The following is a 26036-nucleotide window of genomic DNA, read 5'->3' as shown; positions in this document are numbered from 1 at the left end:
CGGTTTTAGTTATGATGGAAATGCTGGTCGTCAGACTTTTGGGTCGCGGGTGGCGAGGCTTCCAGCCCTGTAATGGTGTTTTTGATATCCTGTAAAAGCAATCCCGCCATGTCTCGCGAAAATCCTTCACGAATGACGAGCCGTAATACGGCAATTTTTTCTGCATGTTCGGGCAAGGTATAGGCGGGTACTTGCCAGCCATGAATTCGCAGTCGTTCGGATATGTCGAATACACTGTAGGATTGGGGATCCGTGAGGCGAACGGCAAACACCGGAATGGCCGTTCCGTCACTCAGAAGGCGCAATGGCCCAATCTGGGCGATTTCACCCGCAAGCCAGCTGGCAATATCCCGCAAATTGCTCATGATCCGGGTATAGCCTTCTCGCCCAAGACGCAGCAGATTGTAATACTGACCGACAATCTGGTTACCGGGGCGAGAAAAGTTGAGGGTAAAAGTAGGCATATCCCCACCCAGATAATTCACATGAAACACCAGCTCTTCTGGAAGAAAAGCTTCACCCCGCCAGAGTGCCCAGCCCACCCCAGGATAGACCAGCCCGTATTTGTGTCCGGAAGTGTTGATGGATACGACATTGGGCAGACGAAAGTCCCAGGGCAGGTCGGGTTGCAGAAACGGGGCCACAAAACCGCCGCTGGCCGCGTCCACGTGAACGGGAATTTGCAGCCCGTTTTGCTGGTTATAGGTAACGACAGCGTCGTGAATTTCTTTTACAGGATCGAACTCGCCGGTAAAAGTCGTCCCCAGTACCGCCACAACCCCAATGCTGTTTTCGTCCAGTACGGCCAGAACCTCATCGGAAGTGAGGGTATAACGATCATTTTTCATGGGAATATACCTGGGTTCCACCTCCCAGTAGCGGCAGAATTTTTCCCAGACGACTTGTACATTACGACCCATGACCAGATTGGGTTTGTCAGTACCGAGGCCCTTTTTCTGCCGATTTTTGCGCCAACGCCATTTCATGGCCATGCCGGCGAGCATGACCGCTTCACTGGAGCCAATGGCCGAGACCCCTACCGGCTTTTCGGCAGGATTGGCATTGAAAAGGCGCGATAACATGTTCACACAGCGGGTTTCTATTTCTGCCGTCTGAGGATACTCGTCCTTGTCGATCATGTTCTTGTCGAAGGTTTCGGCCATGAGCTTTTCCGCTTCAGGCTCCATCCAGGTGGTGACAAAAGTGGCCAGATTGAGCCGGGCGTTGCCATCGAGCATCAGTTCATCGTGAATCAACTGATAGGCTGTTTGCGCAGGCATTTCTCCGTCGGGCAGGCGGTACTTGGGGACGGCGTGATCCATGGTGCGGGATCCATAAGCCGGGGTGATATCACTATCTTTGGCAAAACGCTTGACCATGCAGGACTCCTTGTGGGCTGTGAAGGCATTCCCTGGTTTTGGTCTTTGTCCAGCGGGTAAAGTTCAATGAAGTCCCCGCAAACCCGTTATCTGACTACAGCATCTATAATTTAAAAGAGATATCGCCTGAAGTGGAGAAGCAGCATCATGTACATTGAATCCATTACCCTGGTACGTCATGGCATGACCGAGTGGGCGGATCAGGGTAAACATACCTCCGTAACCGATGTGGCGCTGACGTCCGAGGGGCGTGCGGATGCCGAGGCCCTATGGTCGCTATTTGTGGATCAGGGGCATTTCGATGGTATCTACTCCAGTCCTCTGATTCGTGCCCACCATACGGCCATTCTTGCCGGTTTTGCCCATCCTGAACTCCACCATGATCTCATGGAATGGCGCTATGGCCGCTATGAGGGCAAGACAACCCCGGAAATCCATCAGGAAAATCCGGAGTGGAGCATTTTTCGCTGTGGAGGACCGGAAGGAGAAAGTCCTGCCGAGGTAGCGCAGCGCTGTGATCGTCTGCTGCAGGAATGGGATGCCAAAGGGCACAAGCATGTACTGTGTTTTGCCCACGGCCATATCCTGCGCGCCCTGGCAACACGCTGGCTGGGTTTGGACCTGAACTTCGGGGATCACCTGCATCTGGACCCCGGCAGTATTTCCCGCCTGGGCTGGGAGCATGATACACCTGCCTTGCACCTCTGGAATTACTGCCCGCGCTCTACCCGTATCGGGCCGGGGCGGTCTTCCAGGTAAGTCGGTTCAGATCAAAGCAGGATCAGCCGAGGAGAAAGGCCGGAGCCACTTGTGCCGCCTGCTGCATGTCGGCATGATAGTAATGCGTACCGGTAAAAGCCTTGGCATCATCGGCGCGAAAAGCCTCCATGCCGAGGCCCTTACGCCCCAAAGTCCCGCTCCACCAGCCCGAGGGGTAGCAAAACTGCGGGAAATATACGCTATTGACCGCATCGAAGCCGGCTTCGCGCATACGACGCTGGCATTGGCGAATCAGCCCGGCGTGGAGCAAGGGGGATTCGGACTGAGCGACGAGAACACCCTTTTCGGCCAGGGCATGATGACAGGCCGCATAAAAATCCGTGGCAAAAAGGCCGGCAGCTGGTCCTACCGGATCGGTAGAGTCGACGATGATGACATCGTAACGACCAGCCTCGGCTTCCTGGATCCAGGCAATGCCGTCCGTGAAGTGAAAATGCGCGCGCGGATCATGGTTTTTCTCGCAAAGCTCCGGAAAAAAGCGTTCGGCGACCCGGGTCACCCTTTCGTCCAGTTCGACCTGAGTGGCTTCTTCCACCTCCGGGTGGCGCAGTACTTCCCGGAGGGTGCCACAATCTCCGCCACCGATGATCAGCACCCGTTTGGGAGCCGGATGGATAAATAAGGCGGGATGACTCATCATTTCATGATACAGATAATTGTCACGATCGGTGACCATCACCAGGCCATCCAGGGTCAGGAGCGTGCCGAAATGTTCGGTTTCAAAAATTTCGATGGTCTGGTAAGGGCTTTGTTCGCGGTGCAGCACTTCGCGGACTTTCAGGCTCAAGCTTGCGCCATGTTCCTCATAACGTTCGGTATACCAAAGTTCTGTGCTCATGATTGCCTCTCATTGTGGCCGGAATGGTAGGTGCCCCAGGGATTTTGCGGAATAATGAGACAAAAGGCGGACCCCGATTTCAGAGTCCGCCGGCTGGAGCAAAGCCTGCTATCAGGCGTAGAGAACCGGCTTGACGCGCAGTTCGTGAGCAGGAACGCCCATCATGTCGACTTGCCCGCGTTTCATCTCCATGGTGGAGACCTGGCCGGCGCCAAAAGCTTCCTTGAGATAATTCAAGGCATCTTCCGGCTGAATGATATCGCCACAGGTAAATATATCCACCGCTGCATAACCGTACTCGGGCCAGGTGTGAATGGCCAGATGGGATTCCGCAACGATGACGGCACCACTCACTCCGTAGGGAGAAAAGTGGTGAAAGGTTTGCGTCACTATGGTGCAGTTGGCGCGCCGAGCGGCCTCCAGCATGGCATCCGTGACAAAATCTACATCAGACAAGGTACTGCCGTCACAGTGATAGAAATCTGCAACGATTTGATGTCCTAACGAGCGCATAGGTGCCCCCCTTACCAAAGTTGAAAAGGTTAAGAAGTAGCTCCCGTGCACCCCCAGACAGTACTTGGTTTTATGCCCTACCTTGCTGGAACGTGGCCATGCCGTGCTCCAAATCTCTTAAGGACTGACCCCCTTAGTAACTGCTTTCGGTGCCGTGGAAACAGGAAGCGCACTATACACTTATCCGTCTGGGATGCAAGGAATTTTTCAGGAAATTTTTTCAGGAAATTTTTCTTGCCGGCGCTTCGGTTGTTGGTCCATCAGTCCCGTGTTCTGGCCCCCAGTTGACCGTTCGGTTTATACTCTAATTCACTGAGAAACGGATCAAGGATGTTCATGGCTGCTGAGACCCTTGTAGAGCTGGAAAACGTGCACTTTGCCCGTGGCCCGCACCTGGTGCTGGCCGGGGTAGATATGCGCATTCCCCGAGGCGCCATCGTCGCCCTGATGGGTGCCAGTGGTGGCGGTAAAACCACCATGCTCAACCTGATGGCAGGTACTTTGCGACCGTTGTCCGGACGGATCCGCATTGCCGGTCAGGATCTGCAGAAACTCGGTGAGGAGGCCTTGTATGGTCTGCGCCGCCAGATGGGCATGTTGTTTCAGCACAGTGCCCTGTTTACCGATCTGAGCACCTTTGAAAACGTGGCTTTCCCCCTGCGCCGTCATTTTCGTCTTCCGGAAGCGGTATTGCGCAAGCTGGTCACGATGAAACTGGAGGCTGTGGGCTTGCGGGGAGCAGCGGGTCTTTTCCCTGCAGAACTTTCCGGCGGTATGGGGCGCAGGGTCGCTCTGGCCCGGGCAGTGGTGATGGATCCGATGTTGATATTTTATGATGAACCCTTTACCGGGCTGGATCCCATCAGCGTAGGCATCATTGCCACGCTCATCAAGCGCCTCAATACGGCATTGGGAGCGACCAGCGTGCTGGTCAGCCATGATGTGGAAGAAACTTTTTCCATCGCGGACTACGGCTTCATTCTGGCGGGTGGAAAAATCATTGCCGAAGGCAGCCCGGATGCACTGCGCAACAGTGATTCCGCCCTGGCCCGGCAATTTCTGGGAGGCCAGCCCGACGGGCCGGTGCCCTTCCATTATCCGACCCAACAGGATTATGCCGCAGCGCTGCGGGATACCTCGTCTCCTGGCGAGCGGCCATAGTCTATGGCTATTTTTGATTTCATTCCGCAAATGGGCCGGCGCACGCTGCAGACCGTGCCTGATCTGGGGGCTGCCAGTCGTTTTCTGCTGTCGAGCCTCTTGAGTGTATTCAATCGCCACTTCAGTATTCAGCAATTATTCCGGCAGATTTACGGTTTTGGTGTTCGCTCCCTGATTCTCATGGTGGTCGCCGCGTTTTTTACCGGCATGGTCCTGGGATTTCAGGGGTATTATGCGCTGGTGCGTTTTGGTGCCACTTCCGCTCTGGGCACGCTGGTCGCCTTGTCCTTGCTCCGCGAGTTAGGGCCGGTGTTGACCGCCTTGCTCTTTGCTGGACGGGCAGGCTCTGCGCTGACGGCGGAAATCAGTTCCATGAAAGCGACGGAACAATTGAGCGCCATGGAAATGATGGCGGTCAATCCCCTGGCCTGGGTAGTGGCTCCCCGTCTGTGGGCAGGGATTATTGCGGTGCCCATCCTCTGCGTGATTTTTGATCTGATCGGAATTTTTGGCGGATATCTGATTTCCGTGCCCGTACTGGGAGTGGATGGCGGCACTTTCTGGGACCAGATGCAGTCAAATGTAACCTTTTCCGGAGATATTCTGACTGGCTTGTTCAAGGCTCTGTGTTTTGGGGTGGTGGTGACCTGGATCGCGGCCTGGAAGGGATATACGGCGCGTCCCACGGCGGAAGGCGTAGGGAATGCCACGACGCTCAGCGTGGTCACGGCCTCGCTGACGGTTCTGGGGCTTGATTTTATACTTACAGCATTGCTATTCAGCTGAAGGCAGGAAGTCTAATGGAAACGCGGGCGGTAGATTGGTGGGTCGGCATATTTGTACTGCTGGGTATTGCGGCCCTGGTGGTGCTGGCATTGCGAGTGGGGAATCTTTCCGGTTTTGCCTACGATAACGGCTACGTGCTGCACGCGGATTTCACCAATGTGGGCAGCTTGAAAACCCGCAGTCCGGTCAAGCTGGGGGGTGTCACCATTGGTGAAGTCACCCATATTGGCATGAACCCGAAAACCTACATGGCCAAGGTCACCATGCGCATCGAGCCGACTATCAAGCTGCCGATAGATACGGGTGCTTCCATTTACACCCAGGGGCTGCTGGGGGAGCAGTATGTCGCCATTCAGCCCGGCGGCATGCCCCAGAATCTCAAGCCTGGTGCGACCATTACCCTGACCCAGGGGGCGGTCAACATCGATCAGATGATTGGCCAGATGGTATTCAGCAAGGCTGAGGGAAGTAGTAAAGCCTCGGGAAGTCAATAAGGAGAATCGTGATGCGTCAGATCACCTGGATAGCGCTGTTATGTTGCTTGTTCACCTGGACCTTACCCGCCAGCGCGGCGGAAGCGCCCAATGCCCAGGGAGCGGCCACCGTGGTACATGACCTCACCGACAACGTCCTGAAGGTCTTGCGGGCCAATGAGGGTAAAGCCATCACTCCAGCCGTCAAAAAACAGGTGGCGGATATTGTGTTGCCGCATATGGACTTCACGACCATGTCCCAGTATGTCATGGCCCGGTACTGGCGGCAGATGAATCCGGCCCAGCAGAAAGAATTTGTGGTTCTGTTCAAGGACCTGCTGGTACGCACCTATAGTAACGCCCTGAATCATTACAATGGTCAGACGGTGAAAATCACCGGCAGTCAGCAGGTTTCCCAGGATCCGCCCGTGGCCCAGGTCAATATGGTCATCCGCCAGGCCGATGGTCGTCCCGATATTCCGGTCATCTATGCCTTGCTGTACACGAATCATCGCTGGCGGATCTATAATACCTACATAGATGGGGTGAGCATGGTGCTGACTTATCGCCAGAGTTTCGGTCAGATTGCCTCCAGGCGCGGTATTCCCGCCTTGCTGCAACAAATGAAGATGAAAGACGCGTCAGTAAAAATTACCGGGAAGTCTTCCAGTTGAGTTCAGGCGGTAGCTGGCAGCGGCGGGAGGTTCATGGACAGAATCGCCTGTACCTTTTGGGGGACTGGCGGGTCGCCCATCTCGACGGATTGCTCAAACGCCTTGACTGGAACCGGGAAGGGCAAGCCTGTGCGGCGATCGCCCTCGATGAACTTGCGGCCGGAGATAGTGCCACCCTGGCTTTGCTCATGGAATGGACCCAGATTCAGGAGCGCCAGGGTGTAACCCTGCATATTTGCGGGATGGCGCAACCCTTGCAGGAACTGGTAGCGCTGTATCGTTTGCAGGATATGCTGCATCTCTGTCATGACTGATTGTCCTGCCGTTCATATTCAGGGTTTGCGGAAGGCTTACCAGAGCGGACATCTGGCACTGGCAGGGGTGGATATGGATATTCACGCTGGCGAGTTTTTTGGTCTGCTGGGTCCCAATGGAGCCGGTAAATCCTCACTCATCAATATCCTCGCTGGTATCGTGCGTCGTTCCAGCGGTGTGGCAGAAATTTTCGGTTTTGATGTGGAAAGGGACTTTCGTCGCACCCGGCAATTGCTGGGGGTCGTTCCCCAGGAGCTGGCCTATGATCCCTTTTTCACCGTGCGTGAGTTTTTGCGCATGCAATCCGGTTATTTCGGCTTGCGCCATAATGATGACTGGCTGGATGAGTTGTTGGCGGAACTGGATCTGGCGGACAAGGCCAATGCCAATTTGCGCAACTTGTCCGGCGGTATGAAAAGACGGGTACTCATTGCCCAGGCGCTGGTGCATCGTCCGCCGGTAGTGGTACTGGATGAACCCACTGCCGGGGTGGACGTGGAGTTGCGCCAGGGGCTTTGGCAGTTCATCCGGCGCTACAATGCCGAAGGGCGGACCGTTATTCTGACCACCCATTATCTCGAAGAAGCCGAAGAATTGTGCGAACGCATTGCCATTCTCCAGCAGGGAAGGATAGTGGCCCTGGACCACAAGGAAGCCTTGTTGAGTGCATCCAGTTGGCGCATCCTGACAGTGACTTTTGATCGCGATCCAGGAGAGCTCAGTCCGGCTTTGGAAGACTTGCTGACAGGAGCCAGCGAGCATGTCCGCGTCTTCCGCATCGATGCCCAGCGCCATCCCCTGGGTAACGTGCTGGCCCAGTTGCAGCATTTGCCCGCCCAAATCCTCGATCTGCATTTGCAGGAGCCTCGTCTGGAGGATGCTTTTACCGACATTCTGGGCCAGTTGCGCTGAACGGACGGGTTTGACTTGCGTCTGGATCTGTTTCTGAAAATGTCGCGCTTGATCAAGCGCCGCAGCCTGGCCAAGGAAATTTGTGATGCGGGTTGTGTGCGAATCAACGGTCGGATCGCCAAGGCCGGAGCAGAAGTGAAGGTCGCTGATGTATTGACCGTGGATATTCGTGACCGTTTGATCCGGGCGCGCATATTGCACCTGCCGCTGCGGGTGGAGGGGCCAGAGGGAGTCGTCGAAATGCTGACAGAGGAGTCGGAATGAACCCATTGCCGCGACTGGTGCTGACGGTTGGGGAGCCAGCGGGAATCGGGCCGGATATTTGCCTGCAGCTGGCCGCCCACCCTCTCTCTACTGGGGTACTGCTGTTGGGGGACATGCATTGCCTGCGCAGCCGGGCGCTGCTGCTGGGGCTGCCAGTACGCCTGCAAGCCTGGCAGGAAGGTGATGACTGGCCAGGAATGGAGCCTGGGGTTTTGCGGGTTCTGCATCTGCCCCTGGCCCATCCTTGCCGACCAGGCCATCTGGATTCCGCAAATGCCCCGGCAGTGCTGAACAGCCTGGATAAGGCCCTGGATTTGTTGCGGGCAGGCTTGGCCGATGCGCTGGTGACTGCCCCCGTACACAAGGGCATCATCAATGATGCGGGCATTCCTTTTACGGGGCATACCGAATATCTCGCTGCATCCTGTGGGCAGGACGAGGTCGTCATGCTGCTCGCGGGTCGCGGTTTGCGGGTCGCTCTGGCCACTACCCATCTGCCCTTGGCCAAGGTGCCTGCGGCCATTACCCGGAATGATCTGGAAAGTACCCTGCGCATTTTGCAGGCTTCCCTGAAACAAGATTTTGCACTGGCCGCGCCGCGCATTCTGGTGGCGGGTCTGAATCCCCACGCCGGGGAGGGGGGACATCTCGGTCGCGAAGAAATCGAGGTGATTACCCCGGTCATCCAGTCCCTGCAAAAGGAGGGGATGCGCATTTCCGGCCCATGGCCGGCGGATACCCTGTTTACTCCCCGATTACTGGAGGATGCCGATGCGGTCCTGGCCATGTACCATGATCAAGGTCTGCCGGTTCTCAAATATCATGCTTTTGGCGAGGCTGTGAACATTACCCTGGGTTTGCCGGTGGTGCGCACCAGCGTGGATCATGGCACGGCTCTGGATGTGGCGGGTACCGGTCGTGCCCAGGGAGAAAGCCTTCTCCACGCCCTGGAGGCGGCGGCAGAAATCGTTCGCAACCGACGTACGGCGAACTGCTGATGGGCCAGGACGCCGCCCCGCCTTGTACGGCCTGCTAAACGATCCGGTTGCGTCCTTCAGGCACCTGAGCCAGCAGGAACTCCATCTGGTCGGCCAGGATGCGGCGGTTACTGAGCAACAGATATTCTGCCCAGGTGGGGGTAAAAGGCACAGCCAGCAAAGGCATATGGGCTTCATCGGGAGTGCGGTTGTCCTTGCGGCTGTTACAACTGCGGCAGGCAGTCACCACATTGGTCCAGATATCCTTGCCCTTGCGGGAGATGGGGATGATATGATCACGGGTCAGCTCACGGACCGGATAATGCTTGCCACAGTACATGCATAGATGATGATCACGATGGAACAGGGTTTGGTTGGACAGGGCGGGTGGCCGGATTTTGCCCAGATGTCGACCGCGTACTGCAATCACCGGATGAATATCGAGTTGCGAATGAATGCCACTGCTTCGGCATACGCCACCGTGAGCGGTGAAAAAAGGATTCCCGAGGGTCCAGGCAACGTTTCCCCGAACATAGTGGGCGGCGGCTTCTTCCCAGGTTTCCCAAGCCATGGGAAGACCACCGACGTCAAGGCGAAGCACGAGGTGCATAAGCTTTCCGTTTCGTATCGCCTGCGAGAGGCGTCGCCCAAATATAGCATGAAGCGAGGTTGATAATGCAAGTATCTGCTTTGCCACCGGCCAAAAAACGCTTTGGCCAGAATTTTCTGGTGCAGCCCACCATGGTGGAACGCATCATGACGGCCATTCGTCCGGGGGCACAGGACCTTCTGGTGGAAATCGGGCCGGGGCCAGGGGCCCTGACCAAAAGACTGTGGTCGTGTGTGAAGCATTTGACCGTCATTGAACTGGACCGGGATATGATCCCTGGCCTTGAAAACCTGGCGCCCCCTGAGCAAGTGACCATTCTGCAAGCCGATGCCCTGAAAGTGGATTTTGCGCGTCTGAACGAGAGCGCCAAACCCCTGCGTGTGGTCGGTAACCTGCCCTACAATGTGGCGACCCCCATTATTTTTCACATCCTGGAGTCTGCCGAGCGGATTCAGGATATGCACTTCATGCTGCAAAAAGAAGTGGTCGAACGCATGGTCGCCGCACCTGGTAGCAAAACCTATGGGCGCCTGTCGGTGATGATTCAGGCCTGGTGTCAGGTGGAATCCCTGTTTACGGTGGCCCCAGGCAATTTTTATCCGGTGCCCAAGGTGGATTCGGCCTTCATGCGTTTGTTACCCTACCAGCCGGCTTTGGTGAGTGAAACGCTGCGCCCGTCCTTTGCGCGGGTAGTCGCCAGCAGTTTTGCCCAGCGCCGCAAGACCATTGCCAATAATTTGCGTGGCATTTTCAGCGTAGAGCAGTTGCGGACTTTGGATATTGATCCGTCCTGTCGCGCAGAAATGCTGGATCAGACCGCTTTTTTCCGCCTCGCCGAGGCTTTTGCAGAACAAGGACTCCAAGCATGAATCATCTGGAAGTTGTCGAAAAGTTGTTTGCCGAGCTGGATTGGGAGGCAAAAATGCTCCCGGATTATCCGGTCATGACCTGCGCCTTGCAGATTCCCAATGGCACCCTGGATATTTTTTGTCATGTTCATGCCGAGCGCGAACGTATCCTGTTTTATTTGCGCCCCCAGAATCTGGATATTACCGACAATAAGCGCCTGGCCGTGGCCGAGTTTGTGACCCGGGCCAACTATGGTCTGTCCTTGGGAAATTTCGAACTGGATATGGAAGACGGGGAAATCAATTTCAAGACGATTTTACAGGCTCCCGCCGCCGTATTGTCCACCGCTTTGTTGCGTCCCTATTTGCTGGTGGGTGTAGAAACCATCAACCATTACCTGCCTGGACTGGACAAGGTGCTGGCTGGACAGGAAACGCCCGCCGTAGCCATCAAGGCGCTGGAGACCGGGACAGCGGTGCACTAGAGCTTGCGCCGATGATGCCATTGCCGATCAGCAGGGGGGTGATGCCCATGCCACGAATTTTGGCGAGGGTCGGCTGGGCATCGGCCAAGGAATCATAGGTCCGGGTTTGCAGACGATAAAGGGTGTTGCGACCGTTGTTGTCGACCTTGGACATACTGGTGCTGACTCCCAGGAGGGCCAGGCGATCCCGGAGGACAACCGCCGCGGCGCGGTTGGTAAATGCCCCCACCTGAATGGTTACCGGCTGATGGACGGGCATGGCCTGGGTACTGTCTGTGGCGGAGGCCGGGATGCCGGGGCCGCTCCCGAGAATATCCGCAGGAATGTCCACATGCATTTTCGGCAGGATCTGGTAAAAATTGAAGTCCACCCCACGGCGTGTGGAAGCCGCTGGCGCCGCTGAGCGGGTGCTGGTCGTAGTACTTGCGGGCAGGGCACTGCCAATTTTGGTGGCAGGCAGGACGGCGGCGGCCAAGGCCATGGAGCTGCTGCTGGTTGCTTGGGATGAGGTGTTGCTTGAAGCGGTTGCGGCAGTGTCGCCTGTGGTTCCCAGCAAAAGTCGCATCTTGCCGGTATTGATGGGCAACTGCGCGATCCACCACCAGACCCCGGCACTGAGCAGCAGGATCAGAATGAGTAGCACCCAAGGCCAGCGGTGAACGCCTCGCGGTGCTGCATAGGGTGTTTCTTTCTCTTCTGCAAATGATTCTTCGGGTTCCTCTGGTCTGGGTCGCCGCGGAGTTGGCGCTGGGCGCTGTTCTCCTGAAGGCGGGCGGCTGGTCTGGTTTTTGTAGTCGCGCATGACGGTTTACATCTGCTCCGGCGCCGAGACTCCGAGCAGACTCAGGCCATTGGCAATAGTCTGGGCGACCCCTTTGCAGAGGATCAGACGAGCGTGGCGCAAGGGGGTTTCCTCAACGAGAATTCTCGTCGAGTTGTAGTAGGTGTGAAAAGAGGCCGCCAGATCCTGTAAATAAAAGGTGATCTGATGCGGTTCCCGGTCCCGGGCGGCGCTCTGCACCACTTCCGGAAAGCGCCAGAGCGCATCCATCAGCGCCAGTTCGCGGCGATCCTGGAGACACTCCAGAGTGCAGTCATGGTCTTCTGCGGGCAGGCTCAAACCCTTTTCGGCGGCCTGACGGAGCATGGAATAGACCCGGGCATGGGCGTACTGGATATAAAACACCGGATTTTCTTCGGAGTGCTTTTTGGCCAGGTCCAGGTCAAAGTCCAGATGTTGATCGGCACGCCGCAGCACATAGAAAAAGCGGGCGGCGTCATTGCCTACTTCTTCGCGTAGTTCCCGCAAGGTGACGAACTCACCGGCGCGGGTGGACATGGAGATTTTTTCCGCGCCGCGATAAAGAATGGCAAACTGTACCAGCACCACTTCCAGCTTGTTGTCGTCCAGACCCAAGGCCTGCAACGCTGCCTTGACGCGGGGGACGTAGCCGTGATGGTCTGCGCCCCACATATCAATGACCTGGGTAAAGCCCCGGGCGAATTTTTCGGCATGGTAGGCGATGTCAGAGGCAAAGTAGGTGTAGGCACCGTTTTCGCGGCGAAGCACCCGGTCCTTGTCGTCGGCAAATGCCGTGGATTTGAACCAGAGCGCGCCCTCCCGCAGATAGCAATGTCCGGCCGACTCCAGCGCGGCGACAGCCCGGTCAACGGCTCCGGAATCCACCAGTTTCCGTTCGGAATACCAGCGCTGGTAATGCACTCCAAACTGTTCCAGATCATCGCGGATGTCGCTGAGAATGCTGTCCAGCCCGGCGCTGTGCAGTATCTGGTAGTCATCCTTGCCCAAGCGCTGTTTGAGGTGCGCGATCAGGGCGTCCATGGCCGCATCCTGGTCTTCCAGGGCTGGCAGGTCGGGCATTCCGCAGCGGGCATGTTGCAGTCGTTCGCCGACCCCGGCACGCAGTTCGGCGGCAATTTCACGCACATAATCGCCCCGATAGCCGTTGTCCGGGAAAGCCCAGGGCAACAGCCCTGCCGCTTCGAGATAGCGCATGAAGACACTGGCGGCGAGAATATCCATTTGCCGACCGGCATCATTCACATAGTATTCACAAAAAACGTCATAACCGTTGAAGCGCAGAATATTGGCCAGACTCGCACCATAGGCGGCACCCCGACCATGGCCCACGTGCAGCGGCCCGGTTGGATTGGCGGAAACAAACTCCAGTTGCAGTTTTTGCTGCTTTCCCTGCTGGTTGGCCCCGAACTGATCTTTCTCGGCCTGGATTTTGGCCATGACCCCATGGAAGGCGGCGGGGGCCAGGAAGAAGTTGATGAAGCCGGGCCCGGCAATTTCCGTACGCAAGATCCAGTCGCTGGCAGGAAGTGCTGCTATGATGGCAATGGCCAGATCCCGGGGTTTGCGCCCGGATTTTTTCGCCAGGAGCAGGGCGATATTGCTGGCCAGATCCCCGTGCTCGCGTTGTTTGGGGCGATCCAGTTCGAGATTTTCCGGAATCTCCGGAATGATCCCTTCACGCAGAAGGTTTTCGAGAGCCGATTGCAGGGGCTTGAGAACAAATGCTTTCACGGGGCTACCTTATCCTGTCAATTTTTGCTTTAGTGTAACCGATGTGGACGCTTTACGGCAGGGGTTGTTGTATATTTGTCACGTTTTGGAATGGATGCTCTCGCCAGAGACTGGCGCAAAATGGATGGAATCAAAGACGATGCATGATTATTGGGGAGCGTTCTGGCGATGGTTTACCACGCCATGGCAGTTGCCGGGCAACATTCTGATTGAGCCCTTGGGCATCGTCGAATTTGTGCTGATCCTGATTTTTCTCTGGTGGGGAGCTATCTGGCTGCGCCGGCTGATCCGCAGAACCCTGACCCGGAGTCTGGGGGCCGCTACGGCTTATGCCATCTCGCGACTGACCTACTACGTGATCATTGCTCTGGGTATTTTCATTGCCCTGCAGACAGTGGGGGTCAACCTCAGCAGCTTGAGCATTCTCGGCGGCGTGATCGGTGTGGGTCTCGGTTTCGGGTTGCAGAATATTTTCAGCAACTTTGCTTCCGGTTTGATTCTGCTCTTTGAACACAGTATCAAGGTGGGGGATTACATCCAGATCAAGGAAAATGGTCTGCACGGTGAAGTCAAAAAACTCAGCGTCCGCTATACCCAGGTGATGACTAACGATCATATCGACATTTTGGTGCCCAATTCCCAGTTCGTGAATGGAGAAGTCATCAACTGGAGTCTGGATGATGCGGTCATGCGCATTCATCTTCCCTTTCGGGTTCCCTATGGCACCGATCGTGAAAAGCTGCGGGAGCTGGTGATGAATACTGCGCTGGCACAGCCTTTATGTGTGCATAATGACCAATATCCGCCCTCCCTCTGGATCAATGCCTTTGGAGAGGCGGGGTATGAATGCGAGATGATTGTCTGGGTGGATAAGGAAGGTTTGATGCGGCCGGGCAGTACCCGGGCGACCTTTAACTGGGCATTGGCGGAAGCCCTGGAGAAAGCGGGGATTGAAATTCCCCGTCCACGTCAGGAGGTGATGCTGGCCCCTTCGGTCGCTGCGACTTTTGTCGAGGCCGCAAAACCAGTTTCGTCCTCTTCTTCTTCGATATAGTCGCGCGGGCTTGTGGCACTTTGCAGGCGGCTTGGGGGAATGATGAAAAAATAGGCGATCAAGGCCGCCCCCAGACAAATCCACATGGACAGGCGCAGCAGGTTATCCATACTCAGGGTACCCGCCTTGACCAGGATCAGATGGTGCAGGGTCGCGGGTGAAAAATCAAAATTTCCGTGGAAGCGGCCGACCTGTCCGCGCAAGTGATCCGTAGCCATGGCGCTGTAGCGGATCCAATAGACACTCAGCAGGCTGACGCCGATATTGGCACTGAATACCCGGATGAAATTGCTGGTGGTTGCAGCTGAGGGGATTTCCGTGCTGTCCAGGCCAGAGAGGATGATGAGGGTCAAGGGCACGAAGAGCATGCCGACGCCGATGCCCATCAGCAGAATGGGGGTAAACAGGTCAGACAGGCTGCTCATGGGGCTGAGATAGGCGTGCCCATAGGCGAAGGCGAAAACCAGGAAACACAGGCTCGCCAGGCGGCGCAGGCCCAGCAATCCCTGGAGTCGGTCCATCAGGGTGGACAAGGGAATGGCACCAAGGCCAATGGGAAAAAGGACCAGGCTGGCCCAGAAGCCGTTGAATCCCAGATCTTCTTCAGCCCAAAGGGGCAAAATGGAAGCCCAGCCCATGAACATGGCCCAACCCAGGCAGAGGAGCAGCAGTCCCAGCCAGTAGTTGCGCCGCTTGAGAAAATGGATTTCCAGCAAGGGGTGATTGGTCTCGCTCTCCCGCCAGGCAAAGAGGATGAAAAAAACCAGGGCGATCAGCGTCATTTTCAGGATGAATGGGGAGTGCCACCACCCATATTCTTCCCCTTGGTCGAGGACGATCTGCAGGCTCATCAGTCCTCCGTAAAGGAGCCCGAATCCCCAGCCGTCAAAAGGCGGCAGGTTTTTTTGCCCCTCATCTCTGGGAATCCCGCCGCTGCCGAGGAAAAACGCCAGTATCCAGAAAGGCAGGGAAAGCAGAAAAATGCTGCGATAACCCAGTTCCGTGGCCAGCAATCCGCCCATGGCCGGCCCGAAGAAAAAGGGCATGAGCATGGCATTACTCCAGAATATGGTCACCAGACCATGATGGCGCTTCTGGCTGTGGCGTAAAAACAGGCTTTGACTGAGAGGCACCAGCAGCCCGGCGGCAATGCCTTCCAGGGCTCGGGAAAACAACATGATCCAAAGATTGCTGGTAGTCGCGCTGATGATGGTACCTAGGCTAGCGACGACGACGGCCGCCTGAAATACACGGCGCATGCCGAAGCGTTGGGTGGTCCAGGGCATGAGGGTAATTCCCAGGGACCAGTGGACAATGAAGTAGGTCAGGGCCCACAGGGCGTGATTGTTGCTGGTGGACAGCCCTCCCGCGATATAAGGAAAAATGCCCTGCACCGAGGCGCCATCAAAGGAGCCCATGGCCAGAGCCAAGGCCACGCCGGCAAACAGCGGCCAGGTTCTGGACAATGGCTGGATGCGCTCCATCAGGTGTCTCCCATCAAATTTGCCCTACTGTAGCGTCATCTCTAATATACAACCAATAGATTGAGTTGCTCTCATTCATCGGAAAATCCAATTGAAAATTCATGCCGAAGAATTATTGACCTTTCTGGCGGTTGCCGAAGCAGAGGGCGTGGGGCGTGGAGCCCAGAACCTGCAACGCAGTCAGCCTGCCGTTTCCGAACGCTTGCGGTCATTGCAATTGACTTTGGGGGAACCGCTTTACCAGCGCAGTGGTCGAGGCATCAAGCTGACCGTAGCCGGTGAATCCCTGCTGCCCTATGCCCGGCGGCTACGGGAAAGCCTGGCAGAGGTGGAAAGCTGGTCGGCACGTCGCCAGAACCTGCAGGAAGGCAGCTTGCGCATAGCCGCTACCAATACGGTCGCCAACTATTTTCTGATGGAACATCTGGTTCGTTTCCGTAGTGCCTATCCAAGCATTCAGTTGCAATTGAAAACCGGTCCCCTGCCGGACAATCTCTCTTTGGGCAGTTGGGATTTGCTGTTTACGGAAGAACAGATTGTGGCGGATCACTTCCCCCCGCACATGGAACAGGAAGCCTGGCGGGAGGATGAACTGGTGGCGATCCTGCCCCGGGATCATCCCTGGGTACAGGAGGGGCGCCAATCGGCGCGTTGGGAGGACATTCTGCAACAGCCTATTGTTTGGCGTGAAGCGCACTCCGGGATTCGCCGCCGGGTGGAAGCCGCCATTGCCCATGCGGGACTTTGTGCGCGCTACAGTGTCGAAGTGACGGGCATCGAAGCACTGCGGGATGCCGTGGCGGCAGGTCTGGGAATCGGCTTTGCTTCGGTGGAGGCACTGGACAAGGTGCGCTGGCCTCTGGCTTCTTTGCGTTTGGAACCTCCTCGGGGGCTGTTCTGGACCCTGTTTCTGATCCGTCCCCAGGAGGATTTTCAGTCGCGGGCGGTCAGGGTGTTTTTACAGTTGCTGCAGAGGGCTTGATTCTTAAAGCGGTGAAAGGGCGTATTGACGGGCTGCATGACAATGCCACAACCCCTTCAGCCCCCGGCCACAGTGCTGGCGGATGGCGGATGAGGCGTCCAGGCAGCGGTCGTCGATGGCGCCTGGACCTCTTTGCCCGGGATGGTACTGTCCAAACGAGCCGGCGGGGCCAAGTCCGGCTAACGGCGCGGACCGTCAGGAAAGCAGGCGGCGGAAGCGCCACACGGAAAACGCGAAAAACACCGAGCCGATGGCCAGGATGCCCAGCAGATCGGGCCAGACAACGGCCAGGCCGTTGCCCTTGAACAGCACCCCATAGCCGAAGTCGATGTAATAGCGCATGGGCGAGATCAGGGTCAGGTAACGCATCCAGGGGGCCATGGCCTCGGGAGGGGTGAAGGCCCCGGAAAGGAAGAGCATGGGCAAGAGGACCAGAAAAAGCATCATGGTGGCCTGGGGCAGGTTGCGGGCGTTGACGGCGATGGCCAGCCCGAGGCTCGCCACCGACAGGATGTACAGGATCGAGACTCCATAAAAAAGCAGGAGGCTGCCGTGCAGGGGCGTGTGGAAGATGCCGTGGACGACCCCAAAGATGGCGACCGGCGAAAGGAGCAGGATCATGACCACGGTGGGCACCAGCTTGGCGATGAAGAGTTCGGCCGGCCGCAGGGGGCTGACCAGGAGTTGCTCCAGGGTGCCGCGCTCCTTCTCCCGCACCAGGGCGGCGGCACTCAGGAGCATGGCCACCATGGTGATCATGTTGAACAGCTCCAGGAGGCTGGAGAACCAGGCGGAATCCAGATTGGGGTTGTAGGCGACGCGGATGCGCGGTTCCACCTGCGGACCGCCCCCGCCTTTCGCGGCCTGGCGCTCCATCAGCGCCACATTGAGATCCCCGGCGATGCGCGCGATATAGGCGGCAGCCACGCTGGCCATGAGGGACTGGGAGCCGTCCAGGATGACCTGGAACTGCCCACGCCCCTGTGCTACCGCCCGTGCGAAATCCGGAGGGATGACGACGGCCACGCTGGCCTTCCCCTCGTCCATCACTCGGACGAGATCGCGATCGCTGTGGACCATGCGCACGATCTTGAAGCTGGGCGGACGTAGCCGGGCGATCAGTTCGCGGCTTTCGGCGCTGTGGGAAAAATCGAGTACCGCCACCGGGTAATCGACGGGCTCCATATTGACGGCGCGCCCGGCCACCAGGATGCCCCCCGAGAAGGCCCAAAAGACGATGAACAACACCGGCCAATCCCGCAGCAGTTGGCCGAACTCCTTGACGATCATCACCAAGAGCCGCCGTCCCATTACCCGATCCGCTTGTGCAGGAAGGCCCAGGCCAGGGCATAGATCAGGGCCCCGTAGAGGACGAGAATGAGCAGGTCCGGCCAATAGATGTCCCAGCCCAATCCCTTGAGGTAACTGCCCCGTACCATGCCCATGAAATAGGTGGCGGGGATCAGGCGGGAGATGAAGCGCCCGGTGGCGTCCATGCTTGCCACCGGCGTCATGAAGCCGGAGTAGTTGAAGGCCGGGGTGACAGTGGCGAGGAAGGTGACGAGCATGGCGGCCAACTGGCTGCGGGTAAGCACGGAGATCAGGAGGCCGATGCCCACCGTATCGACGGCGTAGACCAGCGTCCCCAGCGACAGGAACCAGAAGCTGCCGATGAAGCGGACATGGAAGAGCCACAGGCTCGCCGCGAAGAGCAGCAGGTAGTTGAGCATGGCCACCCCGACATAGGGCAGGGCCTTGCCCGCCAGGATTTCCCCCCGCCGCACGGGGGAAGCGAAAAGATTGAAGATGGTCCCCGATTCCCGCTCGCGCACCACCACCAGCGACCCGAGCAGGGCAGGAAAGAGCATGAGGATCAGCACCAGCAGGCCCGGCACGATGGTGTTCTTGCTTTCCAGGGCCGGGTTGTACCAGACCGACAGGCTCATCCCCACACCGGGACCAGGTCTTGCCCGATTGCCGAACCGCGCCAGCCAGGTGGACAGGAGTTGCTGGTTGTACAGGGCGTTGATGGCCTCCGCATACCCCTGGATCACCATGGCCCGGGAGGGGAAGGAGCCGTCCACCGTCACCGCCACCGAGACGGACCGCCCGCCGCTCAGGCGTCGCCCGAAATCCGGCGGGATGTCCACGATTACCCGCGCCCGCCCCTCCCGCAGCCATGCCTCGGCGGTCCTGGCGCTGCCCAGGACCCCCTGCAGGGTGAAATACTCGGAATGGATATAGGCGTCCATGTATTCGCGGCTATAGGGGGTGCGGTCGTGGTCCACGAAGACGACGGGCAGGTGTTTGACGTCCAGGGAAAAGCCATAGCCCAGGAGCAGGATCATGAGCATGGGGACGAAGAAGGCCAGGCCCAGATACACGGGGTCGCGCCACAGTTCGCGCAGTTCCTTGCGGGCGACGGCCAAGGTCCGGTCAAGCATGGGGGGCTTCCAGGAAGCTCGCAAAGGTTTCTTCCATGCTGGGGTCTTCCACGGCGACGCTGCCATCCAGGCCGGCCTCGGCCAACAGCTTGCCGACGGTAGCGCCATCGCCGGCAGGGTCCAGGCTTTGCCAGCGTATGCGGCGCCCATGGAGGCCCGCCTGCGGGTAACGGCTGCGCAGCAGCGCGAAGGCGCGAGCGAAGTCCTCTACCGTCACCGAAAGCACCGGCCCCCGCCGGGCCTTGGCCAGCCCGGCCAATTCTTCCGGGGTACCCACGGCGATGAGCCGTCCTTCCTGCATGAGGCCCAGGCGATGGCAGTGCTGCGCCTCATCCATGTAATGGGTGGACACCAGGACGGTGATGCCCTGCTCCGCAAGCCCCGCCACCAGGCTCCAGAACTGGCGCCGCATGATGGGGTCCACACCGGAGGTCGCCTCGTCGAGGAAGAGGATTTCGGGGCCGTGCAGCAACGCGCAGGCCAGGGCCAGGCGCTGGCGCAAGCCCAGGGGCAGCCGGCCGACCGGCTGGCGGAGGTAGGACCGAAGACCGAGAAATCCCACGAAGGCTTCCGTTCGCTCTCGCAAGGCGCTGCCGCCAAGGCCATAGAGGCCGCCGAAGAGGCGCAGGTTCCCTTCCACGCTGAGGTCCCCATATAAGGAAAAACGCTGGGACATATAGCCGATATGGGCACGCAGGGTGAGTCGGTCGCGCCCTATGTCGAAGCCGCCCACCCGGCCCACGCCCCGCGACGGCGGCAGCAAGCCGCACAGCATCCGGATCAAGGTGGTCTTGCCGGCGCCGTTGGGACCGAGCAGACCGAAGATTTCCCCCCTGCGCACCTCCAGGTTTACCCGGTCGACGGCCACGAAAGTGCCGAACAGGCAACTCAGACCGTCCGTCCGGATGGCTTCCTCCTTTGTACCCAGACCGGTTTCGGAGACCACGGGGGGGAGCGGCGCCAGACCACCGCCGGCCTGGGTTCCGAGCGCGTGGATGAAGTAGTCCTCCAGGTCCGGTGCCATCCGCTCCACGACGGCCCCGCCCAACCCTGCCCGTTCCAGGGCCTGGCGAAAGTCCTTTTCGTCACGGGCGAGCACATGGACACTCTGGCCGAAAACCGCTGCGGAGACGATTCCCGGCGCCGTGCCCAAGGCTTGGGCGATCCGGGACGGCGAAGGGCCGCGCACCCGGAACATCTGCCCCGGCAGGCCGATGGCAAGTTCCTCCGGGCGCCCGCTGGCCAGGATCCTGCCTTCGTGCAGGAGGGCTACCCGCTGGCAGCGCTCTGCCTCGTCCATGTAGGCCGTGCTGAGGAGGACGGTCATGCCGTGCTCGGCCACCATGTCCTGGATGATGGCCCAGAAATCCTGGCGGGAAAGGGGGTCCACGCCGGTGGTGGGCTCGTCCAGGAGCACGATGTCCGGCAGGTGCAGCAGGGTGCAGATGAGCGCCAGCTTCTGGCGCATCCCCCCCGAGAGATGCCCGGCAAGACGATCCAGGAAGGGCGCGAGCCGGGTCGCCGCCAGAAGGCGATCCCGGTTGGCGCGGTAGGCGGCCTCCGGTATCCGCCGCAGATCCCGGAAGAATGCGATGTTCTCGGCCACGCTGAGGCTGTCGTACAGGTTGAGGCCGATGCCCTGGGGCATGTAGCCGATCCGTTCCTTGACCAGTTCCGGATGGCGGCCGACATCCAGTCCGGCAACCTCCGCCTCCCCGCCATCGGCCGACAGCACGCCCGCCAGGATCTGGATGATCGACGTCTTGCCCGCCCCATCGGCCCCCAACAGGCCGAAAACCTCCCCCTTTCCCACCGAAAAGCTTGCCCCCTGCACTGCACGCACCCCTCCACGCCGGTACCGCTTGCGCAGGTCGGAAACGCGGATGGGGGTAGCTCCGCCACGGTTCACGGGCCCTTCCAGGGGGCGTCGGGCTGCCAGCGAATGACGCCGTCCGCGGGCATTCCCGGCTTCAGGACGGCACCGGGGTTCTCCAGGAGGGAGAGCTCCACCGCGAAGACCAGCTTGACCCGTTCCTCGCGGGTTTCCACATTTTTCGGCGTGAATTCGGCCTGGCTGGCGATCTTGCTTATCCGCGCCGGAAAGGCCCGGCCCGGATAGGCATCCACGTAAACCCGCGCCTCCTGACCCAAGGCCACCTTGCCGATCTCGGGCTCGGGGATATAGACCTTGAGGTAGAGATGATCCGGATCCACCAGGGTGAACAAGGGGCTGCCTGGCCGCACTTCTTCTCCCAACTCCACCGTGCGGGTGAGGACGACCCCATCGATGGGGCTTTTGATCTGCAGGTCCTGGAGGAGGGTCTGCGCCTCCGCCAACGCCTCCTGGGCTTGCAGGACCTGGCGGGCCAGGGCATTCCGCCCCTGTTCGTCCGCCTTGATTTGCATTTCCGCCAAGCGTGCCAAGGCAAGTTCCCGCGCCGTCCGTCGCCGCGCCGCCTCGGCCTCCGTCACCGCCTTCTCGGCGCTCAGCGCGTCCAGTTGGGCCGCCTCGGCAGCCCTCTGCGATACATAGTGCTCCTTCACCAACTCGGCATAGCGCTTCGCATCCCGTTTTGCATTGCGGGCGCTAGCCTGCGCTCGACCCAGGCGGGCCTGGGCCTCCGCGACAGCGGCCTGGGCCTGATCCACCTGCAAGGGGAGACGTTCGCGGGCCAGGGCCAACTGCGTCTGTGCCGCCCGCAGCCGCTCCTCGGCGGTAAGCCGGGCGGCCTCCAATCCCCGCACGCGGGCCTCCAGGGCCCGATCCCGCAAGATGGCCAATACCTCCCCAGCACGGACCCGCTGGCCTTCGTCCACCAGCAGCCGCTCCACCCGCCCCTGGGACTTGGGGCTGAGGACAGTGATCCGACCCTCGATACGCCCACTCGCCGTAATGAGTCCGGCGGCAGTGGGTGGTCGCAACCATTGCCATAGAACCACTCCAGCCACCAAGGCCACGAATGCGCCCATCGCGAGCAGGACAAGGGTCTTCTTGGACACGTCCACCTCCCTGAGTATCCGAACCGGCGGTCAACCCGGAGATCTGGACCGGATCGCACCATGATATATTGGGCGCCTCCAAAAACCATCGCTTCGTCGCTCCTGCAACGGCGGGAGCCCAGCCAAATCAAACAACTGGATACTGTCTTCGTGGGTATGACGAGTTTTCCGAAGTACTTTAAATATAATAAATATAGCATGTTCCGCAAAAATCCATGCTTTCCATGACGCTTGCCGGAGGCAGACTGGTTCTACCAATACGAGCGGGGCCAAGTGCCCATGCGTAGGCCTTTCGCCTCATTGTGCTCAACTATGGTCGTCAGGCTGATCCTGGAAGGGGGCCGCTACCGCTGCAAAGTTTCTTGGCCGATGATTGACACCACCCGCATGGGGTTCAGACCCTTCTCGAAGAGGCGGCCGGTGGCCTCACCGCGCGGATCCCGGGCGCCTACCAAAAACGATCAGATGTTCAACCTGGTAAAGATCCGCCTTTATGATTACCCGTTACCTGCAAGGTATGTGGCCATTTTATCGGAAGATGTGCTGTGCTCCTCGGAGCACCATGAATTCCACAATGCTTCCAGGTGTTTCAGCGGCCAAGCACAACAACGGCGCAGGCCAAAGTCGCAAAAAGCATTCCCGCTCACCGCCACTTTGCTGTTCAGGTTTTATTGGGTCATCAGAAACACGCCAGAACCGCCCGCCGGGTGTTCCAGCCAGATCAGGGGCAGGTCGGGGCGTTGTTCATTGAGGGCGATTTCCGCATCCCCGGTTTCCACGATCAATACCCCGCCAGCTTCGAGATGCTGAGGAGCTTGCTCCAGCAGGGGGAGCAGACAGTCCAGTCCGTCTGCTCCGGCCGCCAGTGCGAGGCGCGGCTCATGGGTGTACTCCAGGGGCAATTCAGCCATGGCGGCGGCATCCACATAGGGTGGATTGCTGATGATCAGGTCATAGCGCTGTCCGTCCAAGGCGGAAAAAAGGTCGGACTGATATAACCGCACCTGATCTTCCAGCCCATGTCGTTGCACATTGACGCGAGCCACGTTCAGGGCGTCCGTGGAAATGTCCACGGCGTGCACTTCGGCATGGGGAAAACGCAGGGCCAGGGTAATGGCCATGCATCCCGAACCGGTACCAATTTCGAGAATACGCCGCACCCGGGTTTCGTCCACCCAGGGGGCAAAACCCTCCTCGATGAAGGGCTCGATGAGGCTTCGGGGAATCAGCACCCGTTCATCCACCATGAAGCGCAACCCGGCAAACCAGGCTTCGCCGGTGATATAGGCCGCCGGGCGGCGAAGTATTTCGCGCTGATAAAAGTGATTCAGCACGAGGCTTTTTTCTTCGGGCAAAAGCCGGGCGTTGTTGAAGTCGCCCAGATCTTCGGGTTCCAGGTGCAATGCCCGGGCCAGAATCAGGTCGGCTTCGGCGCGGGGATTTTGCTGCCCCTGACTGAAATCCAGATCTGCGGCGGCAAAACGACTGGCTCCCCAGCGGCGGAAATCGCCCAGGGTAGTCAGCACATTTTCGGCAAGCTGCATATAGGTTTCGAGGCGCATTAGTGAATCTCCAGCCAGACGGGACAATGATCGGAGCCCATGACTTCCGTGGCAATGCCGGCGTCGCGCAGGCGGGGCAAGAGGCTCTGGTGTACCCAGAAGTAATCCAGGCGCCAGCCAATGTCCCGACTGCGTGCATCCGTGCGCTGGCTCCACCAGGAATAACGCACCTCATCGGGGTGAAAATGGCGAAAACTGTCTACCCAGCCATGCTGCTCCCATAAATCCAGACAGGCCCTTTCTTCGGGCAGAAAACCCGAGATATGCTGGTTTTCCTTGGGTCGGGCAAGGTCTATGGGACGATGGGCCGTGTTCACGTCACCACAAAAAATGACGGGACGACCGGTAGCTACCCGGTGGTTGACATGCTCCAGAAAGGCCGCATAAAAGTCGAGCTTGAAAGCCAGTCTTTCCCTATCTTTTTTGCCATTGGGGAAATAGACATTGTAGAGATCAAAATCTCCGCAATCCGTGATGACGACTCTTCCCTCGGCATCAAAGCGTTGGATTCCCAGACCAGGTCGCGCCGGGCAATCAGCGGGCTTGCTGAAGGTGGCGACGCCACTGTAACCGGGACGTTGGGCAACCGCCCAGCAGCTGCTGTATCCGTCCAGCCGGCTTTCTTCCGGGCGCATGGTTGTGGGGTCCGCCTTGCTTTCCTGAATGCAAAGCAGATCGGGTTTGGCATTGTCTACCCAGTCGCGCAGTCCCTTGCGGCAGGCTGCCCGCCAACCGTTGACATTCCAGCTGTAAAGACGCATTGACCTCGCCTTCAGCGCATGACCCGCACAGCCAGAAAATCGCTGTCGGCAATGACTTTTTCAAGAATTTGGCGACCATTTTCGCCCGCCTTTCCGGCAGTCGCCAGCAGCGCAAGACCTTCCCGCGCTGCAGTTGGGCTGATGACGCCATGACGCAGGGCGAGATGGTACAGAATGGCGACGCTGATTTCGCTGTCAGGTGTTTTGACCAGTTCTCCCTGCAGTTGGGCAGAAGGTCCGCCGTAGAGTAGCAGTTTTTGAATGTGCTCAATATTGGGAAGTGCCGTTTTTTTCATCTTGTTGTCCTTATGGCGCCGGGTTTCAGCGCGTTCCGTTTAGGGTATTTCAGGGCCAGGCCAGCCGCTGCAGCGCAGGGACCAGAATCCACCGGACCGCGGATCGGCAAGTAAGGGGCCGAGTTCGGTGAGTCCGGCGCTGAGGGCTTCTTTGACTCCCCAAGGGGCGTTGATCAGCAAGAGGCCGCTGCCGAAAAGTGTTTCCCGGCCCTCTTCAGGCTTCTGCAGCAGTTCAAACACCAGTGCCGGAATCTGGCCGCGCAGGGCTTGCCAGAACCGCGTGATCGTACCGCGAATTTTTATGGGATACCAGACGAGATAGGTCCCCTGGGGCCAGCGTCGATAGGCTCGCAGCAGGGTGTCGGCAAGGATTTCCCATTCATCCCGCCGTTCAAAGGGCGGGTCTATCAACACCAGACCACGTTTTTCCGGCGGAGGAATATGGGCGAAAAGTGTACGATAACCATCTTCATTGAGGACGCTGCTACGCGGCCTTTTCCCCAGATCGTTGCGTAACTGTGTGGCGATTTCCGGCACGGTTTCGCATAAAATCATCCGATCCTCGGGGCGGAGCAATTCTGCCGCCAGCCTGGCCGAGCCGGGATACCGTTGCAGTCGTTTGTCGGGATGGATCTGACGAATGATTTTCAGCCAGTCCCCGCATTGGGGTAGGCTGCGGCGATCGGACCACAGGCGGGTAATGCCGCCGAGATGCTCTCCGGAAGCGCCCAGGACATACCTGCCGGCCCCGGCGTGGGTGTCCATATAAGCCAGGGGGCTGTCCTTGCGGGTCAAGGCCGTGAGCGTCAGATAAAGCGCCAGATGCTTGATGCAATCGGCGGCGTTGCCGGCGTGAAATTGATGTTGGTAGTTCATGATTCCTG

28 protein-coding genes are annotated in these 26036 nt (G+C 58.6%); 13 read left to right on the top strand and 15 right to left on the bottom strand.

Annotation, left to right across the window (positions count from 1 at the left end; all coding sequences use genetic code 11):
• Positions 1–5: 5 nt before the first annotated feature.
• Positions 6–1379, bottom strand: a complete 1374-nt coding sequence (locus tag ACJU26_RS14975; protein ID WP_414040398.1) for a glutamate decarboxylase — start codon at positions 1377–1379, stop codon at positions 6–8.
• Between the two features lie 147 nt (positions 1380–1526).
• Between ACJU26_RS14975 and ACJU26_RS14970 the strand changes: the two genes are divergently transcribed.
• Entirely contained in the window at positions 1527–2138 is a 612-nt protein-coding gene (locus ACJU26_RS14970) for a histidine phosphatase family protein (protein WP_414040397.1), read from the top strand.
• Positions 2139–2160: 22 nt separating this feature from the next.
• On the opposite strand, the gene speE is transcribed toward ACJU26_RS14970, so the two are convergent.
• Both speE and speD read right to left on the bottom strand, forming a co-directional pair.
• On the bottom strand, positions 2161–2997 hold the full coding sequence (gene speE / locus ACJU26_RS14965) for a polyamine aminopropyltransferase (RefSeq protein WP_414040396.1): 837 nt from the start codon (positions 2995–2997) through the stop codon (positions 2161–2163).
• Between the two features lie 111 nt (positions 2998–3108).
• Positions 3109–3510 carry an adenosylmethionine decarboxylase gene (gene speD / locus ACJU26_RS14960; protein WP_414040395.1) on the bottom strand — a complete coding sequence of 134 codons (402 nt, stop codon included), beginning with the start codon at positions 3508–3510 and terminating at the stop codon, positions 3109–3111.
• Positions 3511–3846: 336 nt separating this feature from the next.
• Here speD and ACJU26_RS14955 point away from each other — a divergent pair, with 336 nt between their 5' ends.
• The 8 genes from ACJU26_RS14955 to pdxA are packed head-to-tail and all read left to right on the top strand — an operon-like array spanning position 3847 to position 9093.
• Entirely contained in the window at positions 3847–4671 is an 825-nt protein-coding gene (locus ACJU26_RS14955) for an ABC transporter ATP-binding protein (protein ID WP_414040394.1), read from the top strand.
• 3 nt (positions 4672–4674) lie between these two features.
• On the top strand, positions 4675–5457 hold the full coding sequence (gene mlaE / locus ACJU26_RS14950; RefSeq protein WP_414040393.1) for a lipid asymmetry maintenance ABC transporter permease subunit MlaE: 783 nt from the start codon (positions 4675–4677) through the stop codon (positions 5455–5457).
• Between the two features lie 14 nt (positions 5458–5471).
• The gene (gene mlaD, locus ACJU26_RS14945) at positions 5472–5951 is read left to right on the top strand and encodes an outer membrane lipid asymmetry maintenance protein MlaD (protein WP_414040392.1); all 480 of its coding nucleotides are present in this window, start codon (positions 5472–5474) and stop codon (positions 5949–5951) included.
• Positions 5952–5962: 11 nt separating this feature from the next.
• Positions 5963–6604, top strand: coding sequence for a phospholipid-binding protein MlaC (locus tag ACJU26_RS14940; protein ID WP_414040391.1), 642 nt, complete (start codon positions 5963–5965; stop codon positions 6602–6604).
• Complete coding sequence (locus tag ACJU26_RS14935; RefSeq protein ID WP_414040390.1) at positions 6601–6918, top strand: lipid asymmetry maintenance protein MlaB; 318 nt, start codon at positions 6601–6603, stop codon at positions 6916–6918. Before ACJU26_RS14940 ends, ACJU26_RS14935 begins: the two co-directional genes overlap by 4 nt.
• Positions 6911–7831 carry an ABC transporter ATP-binding protein gene (locus ACJU26_RS14930; RefSeq protein ID WP_414040389.1) on the top strand — a complete coding sequence of 307 codons (921 nt, stop codon included), beginning with the start codon at positions 6911–6913 and terminating at the stop codon, positions 7829–7831. Before ACJU26_RS14935 ends, ACJU26_RS14930 begins: the two co-directional genes overlap by 8 nt.
• A 15-nt stretch (positions 7832–7846) precedes the next feature.
• Positions 7847–8095, top strand: a complete 249-nt coding sequence (locus ACJU26_RS14925; protein ID WP_414040388.1) for a S4 domain-containing protein — start codon at positions 7847–7849, stop codon at positions 8093–8095.
• Complete coding sequence (pdxA, locus tag ACJU26_RS14920) at positions 8092–9093, top strand: 4-hydroxythreonine-4-phosphate dehydrogenase PdxA (protein ID WP_414040387.1); 1002 nt, start codon at positions 8092–8094, stop codon at positions 9091–9093. Before ACJU26_RS14925 ends, pdxA begins: the two co-directional genes overlap by 4 nt.
• Positions 9094–9127: 34 nt before the next feature.
• On the opposite strand, the gene ACJU26_RS14915 is transcribed toward pdxA, so the two are convergent.
• Complete coding sequence (locus ACJU26_RS14915) at positions 9128–9682, bottom strand: HNH endonuclease (protein ID WP_414040386.1); 555 nt, start codon at positions 9680–9682, stop codon at positions 9128–9130.
• A 65-nt stretch (positions 9683–9747) separates the two neighbouring features.
• Between ACJU26_RS14915 and rsmA the strand changes: the two genes are divergently transcribed.
• Together rsmA and ACJU26_RS14905 are read left to right on the top strand one after the other, a co-directional pair.
• Complete coding sequence (rsmA, locus tag ACJU26_RS14910; RefSeq protein ID WP_414040385.1) at positions 9748–10551, top strand: 16S rRNA (adenine(1518)-N(6)/adenine(1519)-N(6))-dimethyltransferase RsmA; 804 nt, start codon at positions 9748–9750, stop codon at positions 10549–10551.
• Positions 10548–11015 (top strand): YbjN domain-containing protein, encoded by a 468-nt coding sequence (locus tag ACJU26_RS14905; RefSeq protein ID WP_414040384.1) that lies wholly within the window; start codon positions 10548–10550, stop codon positions 11013–11015. Before rsmA ends, ACJU26_RS14905 begins: the two co-directional genes overlap by 4 nt.
• Here ACJU26_RS14905 and ACJU26_RS14900 read toward each other — a convergent pair.
• Positions 10981–11817 (bottom strand): SPOR domain-containing protein, encoded by an 837-nt coding sequence (locus ACJU26_RS14900; RefSeq protein ID WP_414040383.1) that lies wholly within the window; start codon positions 11815–11817, stop codon positions 10981–10983. The two genes, ACJU26_RS14905 and ACJU26_RS14900, sit on opposite strands and share 35 nt — an antisense overlap.
• Before the next feature lie 6 nt (positions 11818–11823).
• Positions 11824–13569 (bottom strand): arginine--tRNA ligase, encoded by a 1746-nt coding sequence (argS, locus tag ACJU26_RS14895; RefSeq protein ID WP_414040382.1) that lies wholly within the window; start codon positions 13567–13569, stop codon positions 11824–11826.
• A gap of 124 nt (positions 13570–13693) precedes the next feature.
• Here argS and ACJU26_RS14890 point away from each other — a divergent pair, with 124 nt between their 5' ends.
• Entirely contained in the window at positions 13694–14623 is a 930-nt protein-coding gene (locus ACJU26_RS14890; RefSeq protein WP_414040381.1) for a mechanosensitive ion channel family protein, read from the top strand.
• Here ACJU26_RS14890 and ACJU26_RS14885 read toward each other — a convergent pair.
• Positions 14539–16107 (bottom strand): MFS transporter, encoded by a 1569-nt coding sequence (locus ACJU26_RS14885; protein ID WP_414040380.1) that lies wholly within the window; start codon positions 16105–16107, stop codon positions 14539–14541. The two genes, ACJU26_RS14890 and ACJU26_RS14885, sit on opposite strands and share 85 nt — an antisense overlap.
• A gap of 91 nt (positions 16108–16198) precedes the next feature.
• Here ACJU26_RS14885 and ACJU26_RS14880 point away from each other — a divergent pair, with 91 nt between their 5' ends.
• Entirely contained in the window at positions 16199–17089 is an 891-nt protein-coding gene (locus tag ACJU26_RS14880) for a LysR family transcriptional regulator (protein ID WP_414040379.1), read from the top strand.
• 195 nt (positions 17090–17284) lie between these two features.
• Here ACJU26_RS14880 and ACJU26_RS14875 read toward each other — a convergent pair whose 3' ends face one another.
• From ACJU26_RS14875 to ACJU26_RS14840, 8 genes are all read right to left on the bottom strand, one after another.
• Complete coding sequence (locus ACJU26_RS14875) at positions 17285–18400, bottom strand: ABC transporter permease (RefSeq protein ID WP_414040378.1); 1116 nt, start codon at positions 18398–18400, stop codon at positions 17285–17287.
• The gene (locus ACJU26_RS14870; RefSeq protein ID WP_414040377.1) at positions 18400–19599 is read right to left on the bottom strand and encodes an ABC transporter permease; all 1200 of its coding nucleotides are present in this window, start codon (positions 19597–19599) and stop codon (positions 18400–18402) included. Before ACJU26_RS14870 ends, ACJU26_RS14875 begins: the two co-directional genes overlap by 1 nt.
• A complete protein-coding gene (locus tag ACJU26_RS14865) occupies positions 19526–21376 on the bottom strand; it encodes an ATP-binding cassette domain-containing protein (protein WP_414040376.1) in 1851 nt (616 codons plus the stop codon). Before ACJU26_RS14865 ends, ACJU26_RS14870 begins: the two co-directional genes overlap by 74 nt.
• Before the next feature lie 62 nt (positions 21377–21438).
• Positions 21439–22533: an HlyD family secretion protein gene (locus tag ACJU26_RS14860; protein WP_414040375.1), complete on the bottom strand. Its 1095-nt coding sequence runs from the start codon at positions 22531–22533 to the stop codon at positions 21439–21441.
• 668 nt (positions 22534–23201) lie between these two features.
• Positions 23202–24095, bottom strand: coding sequence for a 50S ribosomal protein L3 N(5)-glutamine methyltransferase (gene prmB / locus ACJU26_RS14855; RefSeq protein ID WP_414040374.1), 894 nt, complete (start codon positions 24093–24095; stop codon positions 23202–23204).
• The gene (locus tag ACJU26_RS14850; protein ID WP_414040373.1) at positions 24095–24856 is read right to left on the bottom strand and encodes an exodeoxyribonuclease III; all 762 of its coding nucleotides are present in this window, start codon (positions 24854–24856) and stop codon (positions 24095–24097) included. Before ACJU26_RS14850 ends, prmB begins: the two co-directional genes overlap by 1 nt.
• Positions 24857–24867: 11 nt before the next feature.
• A complete protein-coding gene (locus ACJU26_RS14845) occupies positions 24868–25152 on the bottom strand; it encodes a DUF2322 family protein (protein WP_414040372.1) in 285 nt (94 codons plus the stop codon).
• A 39-nt stretch (positions 25153–25191) separates the two neighbouring features.
• On the bottom strand, positions 25192–26028 hold the full coding sequence (locus tag ACJU26_RS14840) for a 23S rRNA (adenine(2030)-N(6))-methyltransferase RlmJ (protein ID WP_414040371.1): 837 nt from the start codon (positions 26026–26028) through the stop codon (positions 25192–25194).
• Positions 26029–26036 lie beyond the last annotated feature (8 nt).

This window comes from Acidithiobacillus sp. M4-SHS-6 (assembly GCF_047421495.1).
Classification (GTDB): domain Bacteria; phylum Pseudomonadota; class Gammaproteobacteria; order Acidithiobacillales; family Acidithiobacillaceae; genus Acidithiobacillus.
This window is presented reverse-complemented; position numbering and strand designations above follow the sequence as displayed.

Excerpts from the sequence above, each read along its gene's own strand:
- ACJU26_RS14955 (WP_414040394.1), top strand. The coding sequence starts at position 3,847 with ATGGCTGCTGAGACCCTTGTAGAGCTGGAAAACGTGCACTTTGCCCGT.
- ACJU26_RS14875 (WP_414040378.1), bottom strand. The coding sequence starts at position 18,400 with ATGGGACGGCGGCTCTTGGTGATGATCGTCAAGGAGTTCGGCCAACTG.
- pdxA (WP_414040387.1), top strand. The coding sequence starts at position 8,092 with ATGAACCCATTGCCGCGACTGGTGCTGACGGTTGGGGAGCCAGCGGGA.
- ACJU26_RS14885 (WP_414040380.1), bottom strand. The coding sequence starts at position 16,107 with ATGGAGCGCATCCAGCCATTGTCCAGAACCTGGCCGCTGTTTGCCGGC.
- ACJU26_RS14975 (WP_414040398.1), bottom strand. The coding sequence starts at position 1,379 with ATGGTCAAGCGTTTTGCCAAAGATAGTGATATCACCCCGGCTTATGGA.
- mlaD (WP_414040392.1), top strand. The coding sequence starts at position 5,472 with ATGGAAACGCGGGCGGTAGATTGGTGGGTCGGCATATTTGTACTGCTG.
- mlaE (WP_414040393.1), top strand. The coding sequence starts at position 4,675 with ATGGCTATTTTTGATTTCATTCCGCAAATGGGCCGGCGCACGCTGCAG.
- ACJU26_RS14930 (WP_414040389.1), top strand. The coding sequence starts at position 6,911 with ATGACTGATTGTCCTGCCGTTCATATTCAGGGTTTGCGGAAGGCTTAC.
- ACJU26_RS14870 (WP_414040377.1), bottom strand. The coding sequence starts at position 19,599 with ATGGCAGCGTCGCCGTGGAAGACCCCAGCATGGAAGAAACCTTTGCGA.
- ACJU26_RS14840 (WP_414040371.1), bottom strand. The coding sequence starts at position 26,028 with ATGAACTACCAACATCAATTTCACGCCGGCAACGCCGCCGATTGCATC.
- ACJU26_RS14905 (WP_414040384.1), top strand. The coding sequence starts at position 10,548 with ATGAATCATCTGGAAGTTGTCGAAAAGTTGTTTGCCGAGCTGGATTGG.
- ACJU26_RS14970 (WP_414040397.1), top strand. The coding sequence starts at position 1,527 with ATGTACATTGAATCCATTACCCTGGTACGTCATGGCATGACCGAGTGG.
- ACJU26_RS14915 (WP_414040386.1), bottom strand. The coding sequence starts at position 9,682 with ATGCACCTCGTGCTTCGCCTTGACGTCGGTGGTCTTCCCATGGCTTGG.
- ACJU26_RS14890 (WP_414040381.1), top strand. The coding sequence starts at position 13,694 with ATGGAATCAAAGACGATGCATGATTATTGGGGAGCGTTCTGGCGATGG.
- ACJU26_RS14900 (WP_414040383.1), bottom strand. The coding sequence starts at position 11,817 with ATGCGCGACTACAAAAACCAGACCAGCCGCCCGCCTTCAGGAGAACAG.
- ACJU26_RS14940 (WP_414040391.1), top strand. The coding sequence starts at position 5,963 with ATGCGTCAGATCACCTGGATAGCGCTGTTATGTTGCTTGTTCACCTGG.
- ACJU26_RS14845 (WP_414040372.1), bottom strand. The coding sequence starts at position 25,152 with ATGAAAAAAACGGCACTTCCCAATATTGAGCACATTCAAAAACTGCTA.
- speD (WP_414040395.1), bottom strand. The coding sequence starts at position 3,510 with ATGCGCTCGTTAGGACATCAAATCGTTGCAGATTTCTATCACTGTGAC.
- ACJU26_RS14850 (WP_414040373.1), bottom strand. The coding sequence starts at position 24,856 with ATGCGTCTTTACAGCTGGAATGTCAACGGTTGGCGGGCAGCCTGCCGC.
- speE (WP_414040396.1), bottom strand. The coding sequence starts at position 2,997 with ATGAGCACAGAACTTTGGTATACCGAACGTTATGAGGAACATGGCGCA.
- rsmA (WP_414040385.1), top strand. The coding sequence starts at position 9,748 with ATGCAAGTATCTGCTTTGCCACCGGCCAAAAAACGCTTTGGCCAGAAT.
- prmB (WP_414040374.1), bottom strand. The coding sequence starts at position 24,095 with ATGCGCCTCGAAACCTATATGCAGCTTGCCGAAAATGTGCTGACTACC.